Source organism: Pseudomonas sp. IT-P258 (assembly GCF_949767825.1).
Taxonomy (GTDB): Bacteria; Pseudomonadota; Gammaproteobacteria; order Pseudomonadales; family Pseudomonadaceae; genus Aquipseudomonas; species Aquipseudomonas monachiensis.
Window position 1 is genome coordinate 610,027 of sequence record NZ_CATKPU010000021.1, and the last position, 18,591, is coordinate 628,617.

19 protein-coding genes and 1 pseudogene are annotated in these 18,591 nt (G+C 61.1%); 9 read left to right on the forward strand and 11 right to left on the reverse strand.

All coding sequences use genetic code 11. The features are described from left to right. Positions 1 to 14: 14 nt before the first annotated feature. Positions 15 to 902, forward strand: a complete 888-nt coding sequence (locus tag ACM6G4_RS10100; RefSeq protein ID WP_008045719.1) for a lysophospholipid acyltransferase — start codon at positions 15 to 17, stop codon at positions 900 to 902. A 72-nt stretch (positions 903 to 974) separates the two neighbouring features. After that, the gene (locus ACM6G4_RS10105; RefSeq protein ID WP_414913592.1) at positions 975 to 1,214 is read left to right on the forward strand and encodes a PilZ domain-containing protein; all 240 of its coding nucleotides are present in this window, start codon (positions 975 to 977) and stop codon (positions 1,212 to 1,214) included. Here the strand turns inward: ACM6G4_RS10105 and ACM6G4_RS10110 are convergent, their stop codons facing one another. The 5 genes from ACM6G4_RS10110 to def form a co-directional block, all read right to left on the reverse strand. Continuing rightward, positions 1,215 to 1,532: a tetratricopeptide repeat protein gene (locus tag ACM6G4_RS10110; RefSeq protein ID WP_414913633.1), complete on the reverse strand. Its 318-nt coding sequence runs from the start codon at positions 1,530 to 1,532 to the stop codon at positions 1,215 to 1,217. Positions 1,533 to 1,635: 103 nt separating this feature from the next. After that, positions 1,636 to 3,012, reverse strand: coding sequence for a Trk system potassium transporter TrkA (trkA, locus tag ACM6G4_RS10115; RefSeq protein ID WP_056726763.1), 1,377 nt, complete (start codon positions 3,010 to 3,012; stop codon positions 1,636 to 1,638). 22 nt (positions 3,013 to 3,034) lie between these two features. Continuing rightward, on the reverse strand, positions 3,035 to 4,345 hold the full coding sequence (gene rsmB, locus ACM6G4_RS10120) for a 16S rRNA (cytosine(967)-C(5))-methyltransferase RsmB (protein ID WP_414913593.1): 1,311 nt from the start codon (positions 4,343 to 4,345) through the stop codon (positions 3,035 to 3,037). Beyond that, positions 4,342 to 5,301, reverse strand: a complete 960-nt coding sequence (gene fmt, locus ACM6G4_RS10125; RefSeq protein WP_409078212.1) for a methionyl-tRNA formyltransferase — start codon at positions 5,299 to 5,301, stop codon at positions 4,342 to 4,344. Before fmt ends, rsmB begins: the two co-directional genes overlap by 4 nt. A 69-nt stretch (positions 5,302 to 5,370) precedes the next feature. Then, the gene (def, locus tag ACM6G4_RS10130) at positions 5,371 to 5,877 is read right to left on the reverse strand and encodes a peptide deformylase (protein WP_056726760.1); all 507 of its coding nucleotides are present in this window, start codon (positions 5,875 to 5,877) and stop codon (positions 5,371 to 5,373) included. A 268-nt stretch (positions 5,878 to 6,145) separates the two neighbouring features. Between def and ACM6G4_RS10135 the strand changes: the two are divergent. The 3 genes and pseudogenes from ACM6G4_RS10135 to ACM6G4_RS10145 form a co-directional block, all read left to right on the forward strand. Continuing rightward, a pseudogene (locus tag ACM6G4_RS10135) lies at positions 6,146 to 6,886 on the forward strand (peptidoglycan-binding protein); the annotation flags it as partial. Between the two features lie 81 nt (positions 6,887 to 6,967). Then, the gene (gene dprA, locus ACM6G4_RS10140; RefSeq protein ID WP_056726758.1) at positions 6,968 to 8,074 is read left to right on the forward strand and encodes a DNA-processing protein DprA; all 1,107 of its coding nucleotides are present in this window, start codon (positions 6,968 to 6,970) and stop codon (positions 8,072 to 8,074) included. Between the two features lie 54 nt (positions 8,075 to 8,128). After that, complete coding sequence (locus tag ACM6G4_RS10145; RefSeq protein ID WP_056726757.1) at positions 8,129 to 8,686, forward strand: L-threonylcarbamoyladenylate synthase; 558 nt, start codon at positions 8,129 to 8,131, stop codon at positions 8,684 to 8,686. A gap of 151 nt (positions 8,687 to 8,837) precedes the next feature. Here the strand turns inward: ACM6G4_RS10145 and ACM6G4_RS10150 are convergent, their stop codons facing one another. Continuing rightward, positions 8,838 to 9,815: an NADPH:quinone reductase gene (locus ACM6G4_RS10150; RefSeq protein WP_414913594.1), complete on the reverse strand. Its 978-nt coding sequence runs from the start codon at positions 9,813 to 9,815 to the stop codon at positions 8,838 to 8,840. 163 nt (positions 9,816 to 9,978) lie between these two features. Between ACM6G4_RS10150 and hemF the strand changes: the two genes are divergently transcribed. Next, entirely contained in the window at positions 9,979 to 10,893 is a 915-nt protein-coding gene (gene hemF, locus ACM6G4_RS10155; protein ID WP_414913595.1) for an oxygen-dependent coproporphyrinogen oxidase, read from the forward strand. A 13-nt stretch (positions 10,894 to 10,906) separates the two neighbouring features. Beyond that, positions 10,907 to 11,728, forward strand: coding sequence for a shikimate dehydrogenase (gene aroE, locus ACM6G4_RS10160; protein ID WP_056726755.1), 822 nt, complete (start codon positions 10,907 to 10,909; stop codon positions 11,726 to 11,728). A gap of 78 nt (positions 11,729 to 11,806) precedes the next feature. Here aroE and ACM6G4_RS10165 read toward each other — a convergent pair whose 3' ends face one another. The 3 genes from ACM6G4_RS10165 to betC form a co-directional block, all read right to left on the reverse strand. Continuing rightward, entirely contained in the window at positions 11,807 to 13,375 is a 1,569-nt protein-coding gene (locus ACM6G4_RS10165; protein ID WP_414913596.1) for a SulP family inorganic anion transporter, read from the reverse strand. Positions 13,376 to 13,566: 191 nt separating this feature from the next. Continuing rightward, entirely contained in the window at positions 13,567 to 14,487 is a 921-nt protein-coding gene (gene choX, locus ACM6G4_RS10170; protein WP_414913597.1) for a choline ABC transporter substrate-binding protein, read from the reverse strand. 16 nt (positions 14,488 to 14,503) lie between these two features. Further along, entirely contained in the window at positions 14,504 to 16,018 is a 1,515-nt protein-coding gene (gene betC, locus ACM6G4_RS10175; RefSeq protein WP_414913598.1) for a choline-sulfatase, read from the reverse strand. A gap of 114 nt (positions 16,019 to 16,132) precedes the next feature. Here betC and ACM6G4_RS10180 point away from each other — a divergent pair, with 114 nt between their 5' ends. Next, positions 16,133 to 17,083: a choline sulfate utilization transcriptional regulator gene (locus tag ACM6G4_RS10180; protein ID WP_056726751.1), complete on the forward strand. Its 951-nt coding sequence runs from the start codon at positions 16,133 to 16,135 to the stop codon at positions 17,081 to 17,083. On the opposite strand, the gene ACM6G4_RS10185 is transcribed toward ACM6G4_RS10180, so the two are convergent. Next, positions 17,080 to 17,742: an NAD(P)-dependent oxidoreductase gene (locus ACM6G4_RS10185; RefSeq protein WP_414913599.1), complete on the reverse strand. Its 663-nt coding sequence runs from the start codon at positions 17,740 to 17,742 to the stop codon at positions 17,080 to 17,082. The genes ACM6G4_RS10180 and ACM6G4_RS10185 overlap by 4 nt on opposite strands. A gap of 86 nt (positions 17,743 to 17,828) precedes the next feature. On the opposite strand from ACM6G4_RS10185, the gene ACM6G4_RS10190 reads away from it, so the two are divergent. Continuing rightward, positions 17,829 to 18,155, forward strand: a complete 327-nt coding sequence (locus ACM6G4_RS10190; protein ID WP_414913600.1) for a DOPA 4,5-dioxygenase family protein — start codon at positions 17,829 to 17,831, stop codon at positions 18,153 to 18,155. On the opposite strand, the gene ACM6G4_RS10195 is transcribed toward ACM6G4_RS10190, so the two are convergent. After that, positions 18,156 to 18,557: a GFA family protein gene (locus ACM6G4_RS10195; RefSeq protein WP_414913601.1), complete on the reverse strand. Its 402-nt coding sequence runs from the start codon at positions 18,555 to 18,557 to the stop codon at positions 18,156 to 18,158. Positions 18,558 to 18,591: the final 34 nt, after the last annotated feature.

Sequence of the window (18,591 nt, forward strand, 5' to 3'; positions counted from 1 at the left end):
ATCAGGAGTGACCTGTGGATAAGTTGAAAGGCGCCTTGCTGGTAGGCGCTCTGCGGCTGTTTGCCCTGCTTCCGTGGCGGGCCGTGCAGGCCGTCGGCTCGGCGATTGGCTGGGTCATGTGGAAAACCCCGAACCGTTCCCGCGACGTGGTGCGGATCAACCTGTCCAAGTGCTTTCCGGACATGGACCCCGCCGAGCGCGAACGTTTAGTCGGACAGAGCCTTAAGGACATCGGCAAGTCCCTGACCGAAAGCGCCTGCGCCTGGATCTGGCCGGCCCAGCGCTCCATCGACCTGGTGCGCGAGGTCGAAGGCCTCGACATCTTGAAGGACGCCCTCGCCTCCGGCAAAGGCGTGGTCGGTATCACCAGCCACCTGGGCAACTGGGAAGTGCTGAACCACTTCTATTGCAGCCAGTGCAAACCGATCATTTTCTACCGCCCGCCGAAGTTGAAAGCGGTGGATGAATTGCTGCAAAAGCAGCGAGTGCAGTTGGGCAACAAGGTCGCCGCTTCCACCAAGGAAGGCATCCTCAGCGTCATCAAGGAAGTGCGCAAAGGTGGTGCAGTGGGCATTCCCGCTGACCCGGAACCGTCCGAATCCGCCGGGATCTTCGTGCCGTTCTTCGCCACCCAGGCGCTGACCAGCAAGTTCGTGCCGAACATGCTGGCCGGCGGCAAAGCGGTCGGCGTGTTCCTGCATGCCCTGCGCCTGCCGGACGGTTCCGGCTACAAAGTGATCCTTGAAGCTGCGCCAGAGGCCATGTACAGCACCGATACCGCGCAGTCCTGCGCGGCCATGAGCCAGGTGGTCGAGCGCTATGTGCGGGCGTACCCGAGCCAGTACATGTGGAGCATGAAGCGCTTCAAGAAGCGTCCGCCGGGTGAAGAGCGTTGGTATTGAATCGATTGGCATGATCTGTGGATGACCCTGGACTTGGGGTTATCCACAACCGTTCATTCAAGGGCGCAGAAGATGTCCGAACACCGTAAGTCATTCCGCATCAAGATCAGTCACGAAAGCTTTGGCGATTGCCTGGGGCAGACGCGCAACTTGTCGAGCACGGGTGTCTACGTCAAGCATCCGGGGTTGTCGACTTTGCCCAAAGGCGCGGTGGTTTACGGTCAGGTGCAGGGCTTACCCACAGGCGCGCCGCGGGTGCGTATGGAAGTAGTGCAGGTGGATGCCGAGGGCATCGGTTTGCGTTATCTCTGATCAGTACGCCTGACGCTCGAGCTTCTTCAGGAACACCGTCATTTCCTTTTCGGCCTGCTTGTCGCCATGGACGCGAGCGGCTTCCAGGCCTTGCTCCCAGGCTTGGCGCGCGGCCGTAAAGTCCGCCAGCGCCAAATGGGCCTTGCCCAGTAGTTTCCATGCCGCCGAATACTTCGGATCGAATTCGACGCAGCGTTGGAAATGCTCCGCAGCCTTGGCGTTTTCCCCCAGATCCAGATAGCCCTTGCCCAGGCCGAAGCGCAGCAATGAGTTATCCACACCCTTGGCGAGCATTTTTTCCAGGGATTCGATCATCAGTGGATTCCTTTTTGAGGTGTGTCAGGAAAATATCCGGTATCTGGAAGTCCGCTATCGCGAGCAAGCTCGCGATGAGGCCAGTCTGATCGCCGAAAAATCCGGATCAGAAGAAGCTCAACCCCACATGAAACAGCTTCTCCACATCGCGAATATGCTTTTTATCCACAAGGAACAGAATCACATGGTCGCCCGCTTCGATCACGGTGTTGTCGTGGGCGATGATCACTTCTTCGTCGCGGATAATCGCACCGATGGTGGTGCCTGGCGGCAGGCCGATGTTCTCGATGGCCTTGCCGATCACCTTGCTCGATTTCGCATCGCCATGGGCAATCGCCTCGATGGCCTCCGCCGCACCCCGGCGCAGTGAGTGCACGCTGACGATGTCGCCTCGGCGCACGTGGGCCAGCAAGGTGCCGATGGTCGCCAGTTGCGGGCTGATGGCGATGTCGATGTCGCCGCCCTGGATCAGATCGACATAGGCCGGGTTGTTGATGATGGTCATCACCTTCTTCGCGCCCAGTCGCTTGGCCAGCAACGATGACATGATGTTGGCTTCGTCGTCGTTGGTCAGCGCCAGGAACAGGTCGGCGTCGGCGATGTTCTCTTCCATCAGCAGGTCGCGGTCTGAAGCACTGCCCTGCAACACTACCGTGCTGTCCAGTGTGTCGGAGAGATGACGGCAGCGCGCCGGGTTCATCTCGATGATTTTCACCTGATAACGGCTTTCGATGGCCTCGGCCAGACGTTCGCCAATCTGCCCGCCACCGGCGATGACGATGCGTTTATAGGTTTCGTCGAGACGGCGCATTTCGCTCATCACCGCGCGAATATTCGCCTTGGCGGCGATGAAAAACACCTCGTCGTCGGCCTCGATCACCGTGTCGCCCTGGGGCAGGATCGGCCGGTCACGACGGAAAATCGCCGCGACGCGGGTTTCCACGTTCGGCATGTGTTCACGCAACTGCCGCAGTTGCTGGCCCACCAGCGGCCCGCCGTAGTACGCCCGTACCGCCACCAGTTGCGCCTTGCCTTCGGCGAAGTCGATCACCTGCAAGGCGCCGGGGTGCTGGATCAGGCGCTTTATATAGTTGGTGACCACTTGTTCCGGGCTGATCAGCACGTCCACCGGAATCGCTTCGTTCTGGAACAGCTGCTCTTCGCGGGTCAGGTAAGCGGCTTCGCGAACCCGGGCGATCTTGGTCGGGGTGTGGAACAGGGTATGGGCGACCTGGCAGGCGACCATGTTGGTTTCGTCGCTGTTGGTCACCGCGACCAGCATGTCGGCGTCATCCGCTCCGGCCTGGCGCAACACGGTCGGGAATGAGCCACGACCTTGTACCGTGCGGATGTCCAGGCGGTCACCAAGGTCGCGCAGGCGCTCGCCATCGGTGTCGACCACAGTAATGTCGTTGGCTTCACTGGCCAGGTGTTCGGCCAGCGAACCGCCGACCTGCCCTGCACCAAGGATGATGATTTTCATCCAGTCACTCCATTGAATCCATTTAACCGCGAGCGGCGGCGATCTTGATCAGCTTGGCGTAGTAGAAACCATCGTGGCCACCTTCCTGGGCCAGCAACTGGCGACCATGGGGCTGCTTGATGCCGGCCGCCGTGGCGAGGTCCAGTTCCCGGGCACCCGGCGTTCGGGCGAGGAAGGCTTCGATGACTTCGGTGTTTTCGGTCGGCAGCGTGGAACAGGTGGCGTACAGCAGGATGCCCCCGACTTCCAGGGTTTTCCACATGGCATCGAGCAACTCGCCCTGCAGCAGCGCCAGCGCGGCGATGTCGTCGGGTTGGCGGGTCAGTTTGATGTCCGGGTGACGACGAATCACGCCGGTGGCCGAGCATGGCGCGTCCAGCAGGATGCGCTGGAACGGCTTGCCGTCCCACCACGCCTGAGTGTCGCGACCGTCGGCGGCAATCAGTTCGGCGCTCAGTTTCAGGCGTTCGAGGTTTTCCCGCACCCGTATCAGTCGCTTGGCTTCAAGGTCTACGGCCACGACGCCGGCCAGTTTTGGCTCGGCTTCGAGGATGTGGCAGGTCTTGCCGCCCGGTGCGCAGCAGGCGTCCAGCACCCGTTGGCCTGGCGCGAGGTCGAGCAGATCGGCAGCCAGTTGCGCGGCCTCGTCCTGCACGCTGATCCAGCCCTCGGCGAAGCCTGGCAGGCCGCGCACGTCGGTGGCGGCTTCGAGCACGATGCCATCGCGGCTATAAATGCATGGCGTCGCGGCGATACCGGCGTCGGTCAACAATCCGAGATAGGCATCACGGCTGTGATGACGACGGTTGACCCGCAGAATCATCGGCGGATGCGCATTGTTGGCGGCGCAAATGGCTTCCCATTGCTCGGGCCAGAACGCCTTCAGGGATTTCTGCAACCAGCGCGGGTGGGCGGTGCGCACCACCGGATCACGTTCCAGCTCGGCGAAAATCGTTTCGCTTTCGCGCTGAGCATTGCGTAGCACAGCGTTGAGCAATGCCTTGGCCCAAGGCTTTTTCAGCTTGTCGGCGCAACCGACGGTTTCGCCGATGGCGGCGTGGGCCGGGACGCGGGTGTAGAGCAATTGATAGAGACCGACCAACAGCAACGCTTCGACATCGGCGTCGGCTGCCTTGAACGGCTTCTGCAACAGTTTGGCCGCCAGCGCGGACAAGCGTGGCTGCCAGCGTGCGGTGCCGAATGCCAGGTCCTGGGTGAAGCCGCGATCACGGTCCTCGACCTTGTCCATTTGTGTTGGCAGCGAACTGTTGAGCGAGGCTTTGCCGCTCAGGACTGCGGCGAGTGCCTTGGCGGCGGCCAGACGCGGATTCATTGAGCGTCCGCCGCTTGACCGAGGATCGTTCCGGTGGCGAATTTCTCACGGCGGCTGTTGAACAGGTCACTGAAGTTCAGCGCCTTGCCGCCGGGCAATTGCAGACGGGTCAGGCACAAGGCCTGCTCGCCGCAGGCGACGATCAGACCGTCCTTGCTGGCGCTAAGGATTTCACCCGGGGCGCCTTTGCCTTCAGCCAGATTTGCGGCCAGCACTTTCAGGGCTTCGCCGTTCAAGGTGCTGTGGGTGATCGGCCACGGGTTGAAGGCACGCACCAGACGCTCCAGCTCAACCGCCGGGCGACTCCAGTCGATGCGTGCTTCGTCCTTGTTCAATTTATGCGCATAGGTGGCCAGGCTGTCGTCCTGCACTTCGCCCTCCAGTGTTGCGGCGGCGAGGCCGGCAATCGCCTGGACCACGGCCGGCGGGCCCATTTCGGCCAGACGATCATGCAGGCTGCCACCGGTGTCTTCGGCGCTGATCGGCGTGGCGACCTTGAGCAGCATCGGCCCGGTATCGAGGCCGGCTTCCATGCGCATTACGGTCACGCCGCTTTCGGCGTCCCCCGCTTCCACGGCGCGCTGGATCGGCGCCGCACCACGCCAGCGCGGCAGCAGCGAGGCGTGACTGTTGATGCAACCCAGGCGCGGAATATCCAGCACCACTTGCGGCAGGATCAGGCCGTAGGCGACCACCACCATCAAGTCCGGCTTGAGCGCGGCCAGTTCCGCCTGGGCATCTTCGTTGCGCAGGGTCGGCGGTTGCAGCACCGGGATATTGTTCTCCAGCGCCAGTTGCTTGACCGGGCTTGGCATCAGTTTTTGCCCGCGACCGGCCGGACGATCCGGTTGGGTGTAGACCGCGACGATCTCGTAAGGGCTGTCGAGCAGGGCCTTGAGGTGTTCGGCGGCGAATTCGGGGGTGCCGGCAAAGACGATGCGCAGTGGCTCAGTCATGGGTGTTCTCTATTGCAAAGCATCTTGAAAAGAAAAAGGCTTGCCGCGGCAAGCCTTTGAAGGAGGGCATCAAGCGTTTTGGCGATGCTGTTTTTCCAGCTTCTTCTTGATGCGGTCGCGTTTGAGCGTCGACAGGTAATCAACGAACAATTTGCCGTTGAGGTGGTCGCATTCATGCTGGATGCACACCGCGAGCAGGCCTTCGGCGATCAGTTCGTAGGGTTGGCCATCGCGGTCCAGCGCCTTGACCTTGACCCTTTGCGGGCGATCGACGTTTTCGTAGAAGCCCGGTACCGAAAGGCAGCCTTCCTGGTATTGCTCCATCTCGTCGGTCAGGGGTTCGAATTCGGGGTTGATGAACACTCGCGGTTCGCTGCGGTCTTCGGAGAGGTCCATCACGACGATACGTTTGTGCACGTTGACCTGGGTAGCGGCGAGGCCGATGCCAGGCGCTTCATACATTGTTTCAAACATGTCGTCGACCAACTGACGCACTTCGTCGTCCACTACGGCCACTGGTTTGGCGATAGTGCGCAGACGCGGATCAGGGAATTCGAGGATGTTTAAAATGGCCATAAGCTTGATTAGTGCACGTGTGAAGTAAGGTCGGGTCGATGGCCTGGCGGTCCGAAGATGCAGGCTACCGTTGTAAAACGTAGCTCCCTTTTGTTGACAAGCAAGTCTTGATAAGCAAGCAGGGAGCGAGCCTCTGACGGCTCTGGCGTTTCACGCGAATGCACATAATAAAGGGATTCACCGCATGAGGAAATCACTACTCGCCCTGCTGCTACTGGCCTCGGCCGGTCTGGCCTACGGGCAAGTGCAACTTCGGGAAGATATTCCCACCATAAAGCTGTCGCCTCAGGTGCGTAGCAGCCCGGTAACCGAGGCTATCCCCGGCATTGCGCTGAAATCGATCAACAGCTTTTTGCTGAGCAACCGCATCATCGATAAGGCCGAGGATTTCGACAAGGCGCCCTACATCGTCGCAGGTGATGCCGAGCGCGTGCTCAGTGGCGCGGGTGACCGCATCTTTGCCCGCGGCCATTTCGATCCGGCGCAACCGGCGTACGGCATCTTCCGCCAAGGCAAGGTCTACACCGATCCGCAGAGCAAGGAAATCCTGGGGATCAACGCCGATGACATCGGCGGCGGCGAGGTCGTGGCCATCGAAGGTGAGGTCGCCACCCTGGAGTTGCAACGCACGACCCAGGAAGTCCGCCTCGGCGATCGCTTGTTCGGCGGTGAGGAGCGCGCGATCAACTCGACCTTTACGCCCAGCACACCGAGCCACGAAATCAACGGTTTGATCATCGATGTGCCGCGTGGGGTCACGCAGATCGGCGAGTTGGACGTGGTAACACTGAACAAGGGGCAGCGCGACGGCCTGGCCGAAGGCAATCTGCTGGCGGTGATGAAGACCGGCGAAACCGTGCGCGACCGGATAACCGGTCAGCCGTTGAAAATTCCCGATGAGCGCGCTGGTCTGCTGATGGTTTTCCGTACCTACGACAAGCTCAGCTATGGGCTGGTGCTCAGCGCTTCGCGCTCGCTGTCGGTGATGGACAAGGTGCGAAATCCGTAAGAGTGCTTCACAAGTTACCAACAGAGTTATCCACAGCTTATTCCCGTTTGTACGGGTGCTTATTACGATCAAGGATGATCCATGTCGCTGCCTACTGTTACACCGGTTTCCCCCGCGGAACTGGAAGCTCGATTACGTCTGCACCGCTTGCCGGAACTCGGTCCGGCACGTTTCAAGAAGCTGCTTGAAGCCTTTGGCTCGGCGTCAAAAGCGATCAGCGCACCGGCCAGTGCCTGGCGCGCGCTGGGTTTGCCACTGGCCTGTTCCGAGGCCAGGCGTAGCACCGAGATCCGTGACGGCGCCAGTCATGCATTGGCCTGGCTGGAGCATCCGGCCCAGCATTTACTGATGTGGGACCAACCGGACTATCCGGCACTGCTGGCACAAATCAGCGATGCACCGCCGCTGTTATTTGTCGCGGGCGATCCGGGCATTCTGGAAAAACCACAACTGGCGATGGTCGGCAGCCGTCGCGCGTCCCGGCCAGGAATGGACACCGCTGCCGCGTTTTCCCGCAGCCTGGCCGGTGCCGGTTTTGTCATTACCAGCGGCCTGGCCCTGGGCATTGACGCCGCCGCGCACCAGGCCGCGCTCGACGTCGGTGGGCAAACAGTTGGTGTGCTCGGCACGGGGCTCGAGAAGTTTTATCCACAGCGAAACAGACGCCTGGCGGACGCCATGATCGCGTCGGGCAGCGCAGTGCTTTCGGAGTTTCCACTGGATGCAGGGCCCAGCGCCGGCAACTTCCCCCGGCGCAACCGGATCATCAGTGGTTTGTCTCTCGGGGTGCTGGTGGTCGAAGCCAGTGTCGCCAGCGGTTCTCTGATCACCGCGAGGCTGGCGGCGGAACAGGGGCGCGAGGTGTTTGCGATGCCTGGATCGATCCATCACCCCGGTGCCCGCGGCTGTCATCAGTTGATTCGGGACGGTGCGGTGCTGGTGGAAACTATCGAACATATCCTCGAAGCCTTGCGCGGCTGGCAACGACTGTCGTTATCCACAGAAACCTGCATCCCTGCAACGACTCACCCACTGCTGAAGCTGCTGCATGCCGCGCCTCACACCAGTGAAGCGCTGGCCGACGCAAGCGGCTGGGCCCTGCCGAAAGTGCTGGCGGCGCTGACGGAACTGGAAATGGATGGCCGCGCCGTGTGCGAAAGCGGGCGCTGGTTTGCGCGGGTGAGCTAGGTTTTATAAACAAGATCGGTAAACTGCGCAGAGCCTTAGTCTGGAGTGTTTTTCATGGTCAACAGTTGGCGTGTGCAACAAGCCGCGCAAGCAATTCGCGCCGGGGCGGTGATTGCCTACCCAACCGAAGCAGTCTGGGGCCTGGGTTGCGACCCCTGGGATGAGGAAGCGGTGGAACGTCTGCTGCTGATCAAGGGCCGGTCTGTGGACAAGGGGCTGATTCTGGTCGCCGACAACATCCGTCAGTTCGATTTCCTTTTCGAAGACTTCCCCGAATTGTGGATGGATCGCATGGCCAGCACCTGGCCGGGTCCGAACACCTGGCTGGTGCCGCACCAGAACCTGTTGCCGGAGTGGATTACCGGCGTGCATGAAACCGTGGCGCTGCGGGTCAGCGATCACCCTCAGGTGCGGGATTTGTGCGCGCTGGTCGGGCCGCTGGTGTCGACGTCGGCCAACCCGCAGGGACGCCCGGCGGCGCGTACGCGGATTCGCGTCGAGCAGTATTTCCGTGGCCAGGTGGATCTGGTGCTGGGTGGCAATTTGGGCGGACGCAAGAACCCGAGCGTGATTCGTGATCTGGCGACCGGCAGGGTTGTGCGTCCGGACTAAAGCTGGATGGACATGTGGCGAGGGAGCTTGCTCCCGTTCGGGTGCGCAGCGCCCGCAAAAACTGCAGGCGCGTTATAACTGAAACTACACAGTTGCCGAATGCAGGGCTGCTGCGCAGCCCAACGGGAGCAAGCTCCCTCGCCACAGAGGGTTATGGCAGCAGAACAACCGAACCCGTCGTGCGCCGCGCCGACAACTCGGTCTGCGCCTTCGCCGCGTCAGCCAGTGGATAACGCTGGCTGATGTCCACGGTCAGCTTGCCGCCGATGATCATCTCGAACAACTCGTCGGCCATGCGTTGCAGGTTCTCGGCGTTGTTCGCATAAGTGCCCAGGGTTGGCCGGGTTACGTACAGCGAGCCTTTCCCTGCCAGGATCCCCAGGTTCACGCCGTCGACCGCGCCGGACGCATTGCCGAAACTCACCACCAGCCCGCGTGGCGCGACGCTATCGAGTGAAGTCAGCCAGGTGTCCTTGCCAACACCGTCGTACACCACCGGGACTTTTTTGCCGTCGGTCAATTCCAGCACGCGTTGCGCGACATTTTCATGGCTGTAGTCGATGGTCGCCCAGGCGCCGTTGGCCTTGGCCAGCGCGGCCTTCTCCGCCGAGCTGACGGTGCCGATCAACTTGACGCCCAAGGCTCTGGCCCATTGGCAGGCCAGGGAACCGACCCCGCCGGCCGCGGCATGGAACAGGATGGTTTCGCCACCCTTGAGTTCATAAGTCTGACGCAGCAGGTACTGCACGGTCAGGCCCTTGAGCATCACGCCGGCGGCCTGTTCGAAGCTGATGGCGTCCGGCAGTTTCACCAGATTAGCCTCGGGCAAGACGTGAAGATCGCTGTAGGCGCCCAGAGGGCCGCTGCCATAGGCGACGCGATCGCCGATCTTGAAGCGGCTCACGTCGCTGCCCACCGCCTCGACCACGCCTGCACCTTCCGAGCCGACACCCGACGGCAGGGACGGTGGTGGGTACAGGCCACTGCGGTAATAGGTGTCGATGAAGTTCAGGCCGATGGCCTTGTTGGTCACGCGCACTTCCTTCGGACCTGGCTCGGCGGGCTGGTAATCCACATATTCGAGCACTTCGGGGCCACCATGGGCGCGGAACTGGATACGCTTTGCCATCAGAACTCTCCATAGGTCGTTTTACCAAGCTCCCTATCGGACTCCTAAGCTTGATCTTCGTCAACTGCGGCGGGGTGACTTGCGATGGTATGCTACGCGCCCATTTGCGCAGGCTGAGCTCCAATGGAGCGCCGCGTTGTTTTGCCCGATTCAAGGTGATGACATGACGACCCGCACCGAGGCCGTAAAAGCCTACCTGCTCGACCTGCAAGACCGTATTTGCGCCGCTCTGGAGGCCGAAGACGGTGGCACGCAATTCGTCGAAGACGCCTGGACCAGGCCGGCGGGCGGTGGCGGTCGCACCCGCGTGATAGAAAACGGCGCGGTGATTGAAAAGGGCGGCGTCAACTTTTCCCATGTCTTCGGCAGCGGTCTCCCACCGTCTGCCAGCGCCCATCGACCGGAACTGGCCGGCCGTGGCTTCGAAGCCCTCGGCGTTTCGCTGGTGATTCACCCGCACAACCCGCACGTGCCGACTTCCCACGCCAACGTGCGCTTTTTCATCGCGGAAAAAGAAGGTGAAGAACCGGTCTGGTGGTTTGGTGGCGGCTTCGACCTGACCCCGTATTACGGCAACGAAGAAGACTGCATCCACTGGCACCGTGTCGCCGAGCAGGCCTGTGCGCGGTTCGGCCCGGACGTCTACCCGCGTTACAAGGCCTGGTGCGACAGCTACTTCCACATCAAGCATCGTCACGAGCCGCGTGGCATCGGCGGGTTGTTTTTCGACGACCTGAACGAGTGGGATTTCGACACCAGCTTCGCCTTCATGCGCGCCATCGGTGATGCGTACATCGACGCCTATCTGCCCATCGTGCAGCGCCGCAAGAACGATGCGTTCACCGAAAAACAGCGGGAATTCCAGGAGTTCCGCCGTGGGCGCTATGTCGAGTTCAACCTGGTTTATGACCGTGGCACGCTGTTCGGCCTGCAATCGGGCGGGCGCACCGAGTCGATCCTGATGTCGCTGCCGCCGCAAGTGCGCTGGGGCTACGACTGGAAGGCCGAGCCCGGCAGCGAAGAAGCGCGCCTGACCGAGTACTTCCTGCAAGACCGCGATTGGTTGGCCGAAGCCTGAACGAGGAATCCTGATGGACCGTTATGTCGTATTCGGTAACCCGATTGGCCACAGCAAGTCGCCGTTGATCCATCGCTTGTTCGCCGAGCAGACCGCGCAGAAGCTGGACTACAACACGCTACTGGCGCCACTGGACGACTTTTCCACCTGTGCCCGGACGTTTTTCCTCGAAGGGCGTGGCGCCAATGTGACGGTGCCGTTCAAGGAGGAAGCCTATCGGCTGGCGAACAGCCTGACGGCACGGGCGCAGCGGGCGGGCGCGGTGAACACCCTGAGCAAACTGGCCGATGGCAGTTTGCTGGGCGACAACACCGACGGTGCCGGGCTGGTGCGCGACCTGACGGTCAATGCCGGGTTCAGCCTCAAAGGCAAACGCATCCTGCTGCTCGGTGCTGGCGGCGCGGTGCGCGGTGCTTTGGAGCCGTTGCTGGCCGAGCAGCCGGCATCGGTGATCATCGCCAATCGCACGGTGGAAAAGGCCGAGTTGCTGGCGGAACTGTTCTGCGATCTGGGGCCGGTCTCGGCCAGTGGCTACGACTGGTTGCGGGAGTCAGTGGACCTGATCATCAACGCGACGTCGGCGAGCCTGACCGGCGATGTGCCGCCGATTGCTGCCAGCCTGATCGAGCCTGGCAAAACGGTGTGCTACGACATGATGTACGGCAAGGAGCCGACCTCGTTCTGCCGCTGGGCCAGCGAAAACGGCGCGGCAGTGGTGATGGATGGCTTGGGGATGCTGGCCGAGCAGGCAGCCGAGGCCTTCTTTCTGTGGCGCGGTGTACGCCCGGATACAGCGCCGGTATTGGCTGAGCTTCGCCGGCAACTGGCCCTTTAAAGTCAAAAGATCGCAGCCTTCGGCGGCTCCTACTGGTGATCACACAACCCGTAGGAGCTGCCGAAGGTTGCGATCTCTTTAATCTTCAAACCGGATCGGGCATTTCTCTGCCCCTTCCAGTTTCCTCAGCTCTTCCACCACCTGCGGCCGGGCTCGGCGCAAGGTCAGGCTGCGGTCCTGGCGAAGCAGGCGCCGCGCTTCCTGGTGCAGCATTTCCACTCCTGAATAGTCGATGAAGTTGATCTGCTGCGCCTCGATCACCACGCGCGCGCCGTGCATGCGTTGCAGGCGCACTTGCAGGTAATGGCTGGCGCCGAAAAAGATCGAGCCGCCCACCCGCAGAATGTCTTCCTCGCCATCCCGCACATGCTGCACCCGTGGTTGCGATGTGCGCTTGAGGTAGAAAAAAAGCGAGGCCAGCACACCGGCGTAGATTGCCGTCTGCAATTCCAGCAGCAGGGTGGCGACGCAGGTCAGCGCCATGACCACGAATTCGGCGCGGCTGACCCGCAACAACGCGCGAATGCCGCGATGGTCCACCAGCCCCCAGGCGATCAACAGAATGCTGCCGGCCATGGCCGGAATCGGGATGTGCGCGATCAGGCTCGCGCCGAAGATCGCAAACAGCGCCACCCACAATGCCGAAAAAATCCCGGCCAGTGGCGAACAGGCCCCCGCTTCATAGCTCAGGCCTGAGCGAGTGAAGGAGCCGGCTGACAGTGATCCGGAAAAAAACGCACCGACGATGTTCGACAGGCCTTGGGCACGAACTTCCTGGTTCGCGTCGAGTAATTGCTGCGAACGTGCGGAGATCGAGCGGGCAATCGACAGGCTGGTGACCAACCCGAGCATTCCTACTGCTACCGCGCTGGGCAGCAGGCGCAGGATCAGATCAAGGTCCAGCGGCAATGGACTGAAGGGCGGCAGTTTGCCGGTAAAGGCGCTGACCAGTTGCACATGGCCGAACATTGATGGCCAGAGCCAAACCAGCAAGCCGCCGAGAACCAGGGTGATCAGGAGCGTCGGCCAGCGTGGCAGCAGCAGCTTGAGGATCACGCCCACCACCACCGTCGCCAGCCCCAGTGCCAGTGAAGGCTTGTCCATTTCGCCGAGATGGCGCAACAAGGTGATGAAGCTATCCAGCGCGGTAGCCTGACTGGGCAAGTCCAGTCCCAGCAGGTTAGGCAATTGACCGATGGCAATCACCACGGCGGCACCCAGGGTGAAGCCGAGCACCACCGAATGCGAGACGAAATTCACCAATGCGCCAAAGCGCAGCAATCCCAGCATCCACTGAAAGAGGCCGGCAAGAAACGTCAGCAACAGGATCAACATGACGTAGTCCTGCGACGCAGGAACGGCCAGAGGACTGACGCTGGCGTACAAGACAATGGAGATGGCCGCCGTAGGACCGCAGATCAAATGCCACGACGAGCCCCAGAGACAAGCGATCAACACCGGGATGATTGCGGCGTACAGGCCGTATTCCGGCGGCAGGCCGGCAATCAGTGCGTAGGCAATGGATTGCGGCAACGCGAGAATCGCGCCGCTGAGGCCAACGATCAGGTCGCGACCGACACTGGCGCGGGTTTGCCGGGGCAGCCAGGTGAGGAAGGGGAAGAGTGAATGGCGGCTTGGCAGGGCCATGGGGCCTCTCGGTTGGGGATTTTGCGCAAGGGTAGCAGGACAACGCGATCATTGTGGCGAGGGAGCTTGCTCCCGCTGGACCGCGTAGCGGTCCCAAAAGGGCAATCACGATGTGTCTGACTCATCGAGGTAACCGGATTGCGTCTGCTGCGCAGCCGAGCGGGAGCAAGCTCCCTCGCCACAGGTAATCATCAGAGTTTCGCTTTGACCGCTGGCAGCGCATCCTTGCCATCCACGGTCTTCACCCCATCGAGCCATTTATCCAGCACCGCCGGGTTGGCCTTGATCCACGCCTTGGCTGCGTCGGCATTGCTGACTTTCTTGTTCACCACCTCGGCCATGATGCTGTTCTCCATGTCCTGGGTGAAGCTCAGGTTGCTCAGCAGTTTGCCAACGTTCGGGCAGGCCTGTGCATAACCTTTGCGGGTCAGGGTATGCACGCTGCCGGTGTCACCGAAGTATTTCTCGCCACCCTTCAGATAGCGCATTTTCAGCTGCACGTTCATCGGGTGCGGCGTCCAGCCGAGGAAGGTCACGAATTTCTGCTTTTTCACCGCGCGGGACACTTCCGCCAGCATCGCCTGCTCGCTGGACTCGACCAGTTTCCACTGGCCCATGTCGAAATCGTTTTTCTTGATGATCTCTTGCAGAGAGATGTTCGCTGGAGCACCGGAGCCGATGCCGTAGATCTTGTGGTCGAACTTGTCGGCGTATTTGTTCAGGTCGGCAAAGTTATGCACACCCGCGTCCCATACGTAGTCCGGTACGGCGAGGGTGAATTCGGTGCCGTCGAGGTTCTTCGCCAATTGCGTGACATCGCCGTTGGCGACGAACTTGTCATAGAAGCCCTGCTGCGCCGGCATCCAGTTACCCAGGAATACATCGACCTGGCCATCCTTCAGCCCGCCAAAGGTGATCGGCACCGCGAGGGTGTCGACCTTGGCCTTGTAGCCCATGCCGTCCAGCAGAAACCCGGTGATGGCATTGGTCGCGGCGATATCGCTCCAGCCCGGGTCGGCCATTTTCACGGTCTCGCAACTCTGATCGGCAAACGCCGATGCACTGCCCAGAGCCAGGAGCCCGACCGTCAGTACTGTGGATAACCTTTGCATGGACTTCCCCTTAACATTATTGGTTTTGGCAGGGTTGTGGATAACGTGCTTTACGCTCCAGATCGTCGAGGTCGATGTGGTTGCGCATGTACTGCTGACTGGCGTCCACCAGTGGCTGGTGATCCCAGCTCTTCAGCTTGCCGAGGGTCAGCGCCTCGGCCACGAAGCGTCGGCGCCGCTGGCTGGCGAGCACCTGCTGGTGAATCGCCGGAATGTTCCATTTGGCCCGCGCTTCGGCGAGAAAATCGTCGAACAACTGGCGATGTTGCGGCGAATGACTGAGTTCTTCCAGTTCGCGAGGGTCATTCTGTACGTCGAAGAGTAGGCAAGGGTCGTCTTCGCTGTAGATGAATTTGTAGGCACCGCGGCGAATCATCATCAACGGGCTGACGGTGCCTTCGGCCATGTATTCGCCAAACACCTCGTCGTGACCGCCCTGCCCTTGCAGGTGCGGGACCAGCGAGCGGCCGTCCAGCGGCAAGCCCGGTTCCAGCGAGCCGCCGGCCAGTTCGACGAAGGTTGGCAACAGGTCCGCCGTGGAAACACTGGCGCTGACCCGGCTGGCACCGAACTGCCCTGGTGCGCTGACTAGCAGCGGCACCCGAGCAGCCATTTCATACCAGTGCATTTTGTACCAGAGGCCGCGCTCGCCGAGCATGTCGCCGTGGTCGCCGGAAAACACAATGATGGTGTCATCGATCAGCCCGGTATCCTCGAGGGTTTGCAGGAGTTTGCCGACGTTGCTGTCGATATAGCTGCACGCGCCGAAATAGGCGCGGCGGGCGTCGCGGATTTTATCCACAGGCAGCGGCTTGTCCCACAGGTCGTAGACCTTGAGCAGACGTTGCGAGTGCGGGTCGAGGTCATGCGGGTCCGGGGTTACAGGCAGCGGAATGTCTGCATCGTCGTACAAATCCCAGAAAGCCTTGGGAATCGTGTACGGATCGTGTGGGTGAGTCATGGAAACGGTCAGGCAGAACGGCTGGTCGCCGTCCTCGCGAATATGGTCGAACAGGTACTGCTGGGCCTTGAACACCACCTCTTCGTCGAAATCCAGTTGATTGGTGCGCACGCACGGGCCGGCTTGCAGTACCGACGACATGTTGTGGTACCAGGTCGGACGCACGTCCGGCTCATCCCAGTTCACTGCCCAGCCGTAGTCAGCCGGATAGATGTCACTGGTCAGGCGTTCTTCGTAGCCATGCAGCTGGTCTGGCCCGCAGAAATGCATCTTGCCCGACAAGGCGGTGCGGTAGCCGATGCGGCGCAGGTAGTGGGCGTAGGTCGGTACGTCGGCGGGGAAATCGGCGGCGTTGTCGTAGGCACCGATCTTGCTCGGCAACTGGCCGCTGACGAGGGTAAAACGCGATGGCGCGCACAATGGGCTGTTGCAATAAGCCGAGTCGAACACCACGCCTTGTGCGGCGAGGCGGCTGAGATTAGGCAGTTTGATGGGCGATGGGCCGTAGAACGGCAACATTGGCGCGGCCATTTGATCGGCCATGATGAAAAGAATGTTCTTGCGCTTCATGTGATCGCGGCATTCCATAGTGGATGTTTATGCGAGAGTGCTGGTTTCGAGAATGAAACCCTCACAGCTTGCGGTAAAGCCCACGCGCGGCAATGACTAGGATAAGCACAGCTTATGTATGACGCCCTTGGTGACCTGTCACTGGATCTGCTTCGTGCCTTCGAAGCGGCGGCCCGTCAGCGAAGTTTTACCGCCGCGGCGGTTGAGCTGGGCACCACGCAACCGGCCATCAGCCAGCAGATCAAGCGCCTGGAAGAGCAACTGTCGACACGCCTGTTCGATCGCATTTACCGTGGAATCGAACTGACTGAGGCCGGGCAGATCCTTTTCGAGCAGGTTCAGCTAGGTTTGCAGAATATCGACGCAGGATTGAGCGCGATCAGCGCACAGCAACAGCATGAAGTGCTGCAGGTGGCCACGGATTTTGCCTTCGCCGCCTATTGGTTGATGCCGCGTCTGCACCGCTTTCACGCGGCCAATCCGCAGGTGGATGTCAGCCTGGTCACCAGTGAACGCAGCCATAACATGCTACGTACCGATATCGATGTGGCGGTACTGTTCGGCGATGGCCGCTTCAAGCAGGGTGAAAGCCATTGGCTGTTCAGCGAAGAAGTGTTTCCGGTGTGCAGCCCGCAGTTGTTGAGCGAACGTCCCCTGCCCTTGCCGGCCCACGCATTGCTGGAGTTTCCGTTGCTGCACCTGCGTGGGGAGCACAGCAGTAACTGGTTCGACTGGAGTGGTGTGTTCCGCGAACTGGGCATCACTTCGCCCCCGGCACCCGGGCAGTTGCGCTTCGACAATTACACCTTGCTGATTCAGGCCGCGATTGGTGGCCAAGGCGTTGCCATCGGCTGGCGCCACCTTGTGGATAACTTGCTGACGCAGGGGTTGTTGTGTCGACCGATCGGCGAAACGGTGATGTCGAGGCTGGGTTACTACGTGGTGTTGCCCCAGCGCAAACGACGCGGAGCGTTGATCCAGCAGTTTGTGGATTGGTTGATGGCAGAGCAGGCCAGCAGTGCGCAATCACTCAACGGGCTGACACTGCCGTCCATTGCGGTTTAGCTGTCGGTGGCGATGAAGTTGACGTGCTCTCGGATGTGCAGGTTCAAGTGCAATTCATCGGCAATGCCCGCGGCGGTGCGGGCCAGTCGTCCGAGTGGTTCGGCCAGTCCCGGCTCGAGGTTGCCCCCGATTTGGGCAAAATGTTCGATGGTCAGTCCCGGTACGCCGCGCGGTTCGTTAACCATCGTCCACTGCAAAGGGCTGCTCTGCAGTGCTTCGCGGATTTCCTCGGCGGCGTGACGTTCCAAGCTGTCCTCGGTTTCCGGATCGTCCAGCACGTCGAAATCACCCACCAGAAACAATCGGGCGATTTTTGCTGCCTGCATGCCATCGATTAGCGCATCTACTGCCAGCACCTGCTCTACCGGGCCCGGTACGATGGTTTTTTCCACGTGTTCGCTGCTGAACGGTAAACCTGGAGCGTCCAGTAGGCAGATGACCACGGAGCTGCCGGCCACACTCTGCTTGACCCGTTGCGCGTCGAACAGGTCGCCAGTCTTGGTGCGCAGCCCCGGACGGGGTGCCAGCGCATTGAGGTCATCGAGAATTGCGATCACTTCATGCTGGCGCCGCAGCATCTCAGCCATCAGCGCACTGCCCAGGCTACTCATGGCACCATAAAGCACCACTTTCACGACGGGGGTTTCGGCATTTTTCATGGCTGGGCTTCCTGTTTTCCAGCGCCTGTATGATGTTTGACCCGCAGGAACCAGCAAGGGTTCGAACAGTTTTCAGAGGGGTTCAGATGCAGCAGATCAGGGGTTACCACGCCCACGTTTATTTCGATGCCAGCACAATCGGGCAGGCGCGGGCCTTGTGTGAGCAGGCGGCGCAATTGTTTCCACTGAAAATGGGCCGCGTGCATGAGCGCCTGGTCGGTCCGCACCCGGACTGGAGCTGCCAGTTGGCGTTCGAGCCGCAGGTGCTGGGTGACGTGCTGCCGTGGCTGGCGCTCAACCGCAAGGGGCTGGTGGTGTTTCTGCACCCGGAGACCGGCAACGACCTGCTCGACCACACCGAGCACGCGATCTGGATGGGCGCTATTCGGCCGTTGGACCTGACGGTTTTTTGATCAGAGTGTTTCTCCGGCCTCACCGGGCAGGTGTTCGTCCAGATGCAGCCACGGCAAGCGGCTGTCGGTCCAGATGTGCCGCTCGGCCGGCGCTTGCTCTGGATGGTCGAGGGTGGCGATGGTCAGGTCGATGCTTTTCGGGCTCAGGTGCGTCACCAGCGCCAACTGCGCCCCGCAGTGGCCGCAGAAATATCGCGCGCAGGTGGATGAAGAATCATAGCGCGACGGCGTCCCGGCCAGCCATTGAAAGGCCGATACCGGCACGGTGATCCAGGTGGTCACGATGCCGCCGCTAACCCGTCGGCAAATCGAACAATGGCAGTGGGCGATATCGTGCAGCGGCCCGCTGAATTGATAGCGCAATTGCCCGCAGTGGCAGCCCCCGGTGTGAACTTCGCCCACGTTCAACCTCCCGCCCTGCGTTCAGGGACTTGAA

What these genes read in the sequence shown, in the direction of transcription:
- ACM6G4_RS10105 (WP_414913592.1), top strand. Translation starts at nt 975, where the DNA reads ATGTCCGAACACCGTAAGTCATTCCGCATCAAGATCAGTCACGAAAGC.
- trkA (WP_056726763.1), bottom strand. Translation starts at nt 3,012, where the DNA reads ATGAAAATCATCATCCTTGGTGCAGGGCAGGTCGGCGGTTCGCTGGCC.
- rsmB (WP_414913593.1), bottom strand. Translation starts at nt 4,345, where the DNA reads ATGAATCCGCGTCTGGCCGCCGCCAAGGCACTCGCCGCAGTCCTGAGC.
- fmt (WP_409078212.1), bottom strand. Translation starts at nt 5,301, where the DNA reads ATGACTGAGCCACTGCGCATCGTCTTTGCCGGCACCCCCGAATTCGCC.
- def (WP_056726760.1), bottom strand. Translation starts at nt 5,877, where the DNA reads ATGGCCATTTTAAACATCCTCGAATTCCCTGATCCGCGTCTGCGCACT.
- dprA (WP_056726758.1), top strand. Translation starts at nt 6,968, where the DNA reads ATGTCGCTGCCTACTGTTACACCGGTTTCCCCCGCGGAACTGGAAGCT.
- ACM6G4_RS10145 (WP_056726757.1), top strand. Translation starts at nt 8,129, where the DNA reads ATGGTCAACAGTTGGCGTGTGCAACAAGCCGCGCAAGCAATTCGCGCC.
- ACM6G4_RS10150 (WP_414913594.1), bottom strand. Translation starts at nt 9,815, where the DNA reads ATGGCAAAGCGTATCCAGTTCCGCGCCCATGGTGGCCCCGAAGTGCTC.
- hemF (WP_414913595.1), top strand. Translation starts at nt 9,979, where the DNA reads ATGACGACCCGCACCGAGGCCGTAAAAGCCTACCTGCTCGACCTGCAA.
- aroE (WP_056726755.1), top strand. Translation starts at nt 10,907, where the DNA reads ATGGACCGTTATGTCGTATTCGGTAACCCGATTGGCCACAGCAAGTCG.
- ACM6G4_RS10165 (WP_414913596.1), bottom strand. Translation starts at nt 13,375, where the DNA reads ATGGCCCTGCCAAGCCGCCATTCACTCTTCCCCTTCCTCACCTGGCTG.
- choX (WP_414913597.1), bottom strand. Translation starts at nt 14,487, where the DNA reads ATGCAAAGGTTATCCACAGTACTGACGGTCGGGCTCCTGGCTCTGGGC.
- betC (WP_414913598.1), bottom strand. Translation starts at nt 16,018, where the DNA reads ATGAAGCGCAAGAACATTCTTTTCATCATGGCCGATCAAATGGCCGCG.
- ACM6G4_RS10180 (WP_056726751.1), top strand. Translation starts at nt 16,133, where the DNA reads ATGTATGACGCCCTTGGTGACCTGTCACTGGATCTGCTTCGTGCCTTC.
- ACM6G4_RS10185 (WP_414913599.1), bottom strand. Translation starts at nt 17,742, where the DNA reads ATGAAAAATGCCGAAACCCCCGTCGTGAAAGTGGTGCTTTATGGTGCC.
- ACM6G4_RS10190 (WP_414913600.1), top strand. Translation starts at nt 17,829, where the DNA reads ATGCAGCAGATCAGGGGTTACCACGCCCACGTTTATTTCGATGCCAGC.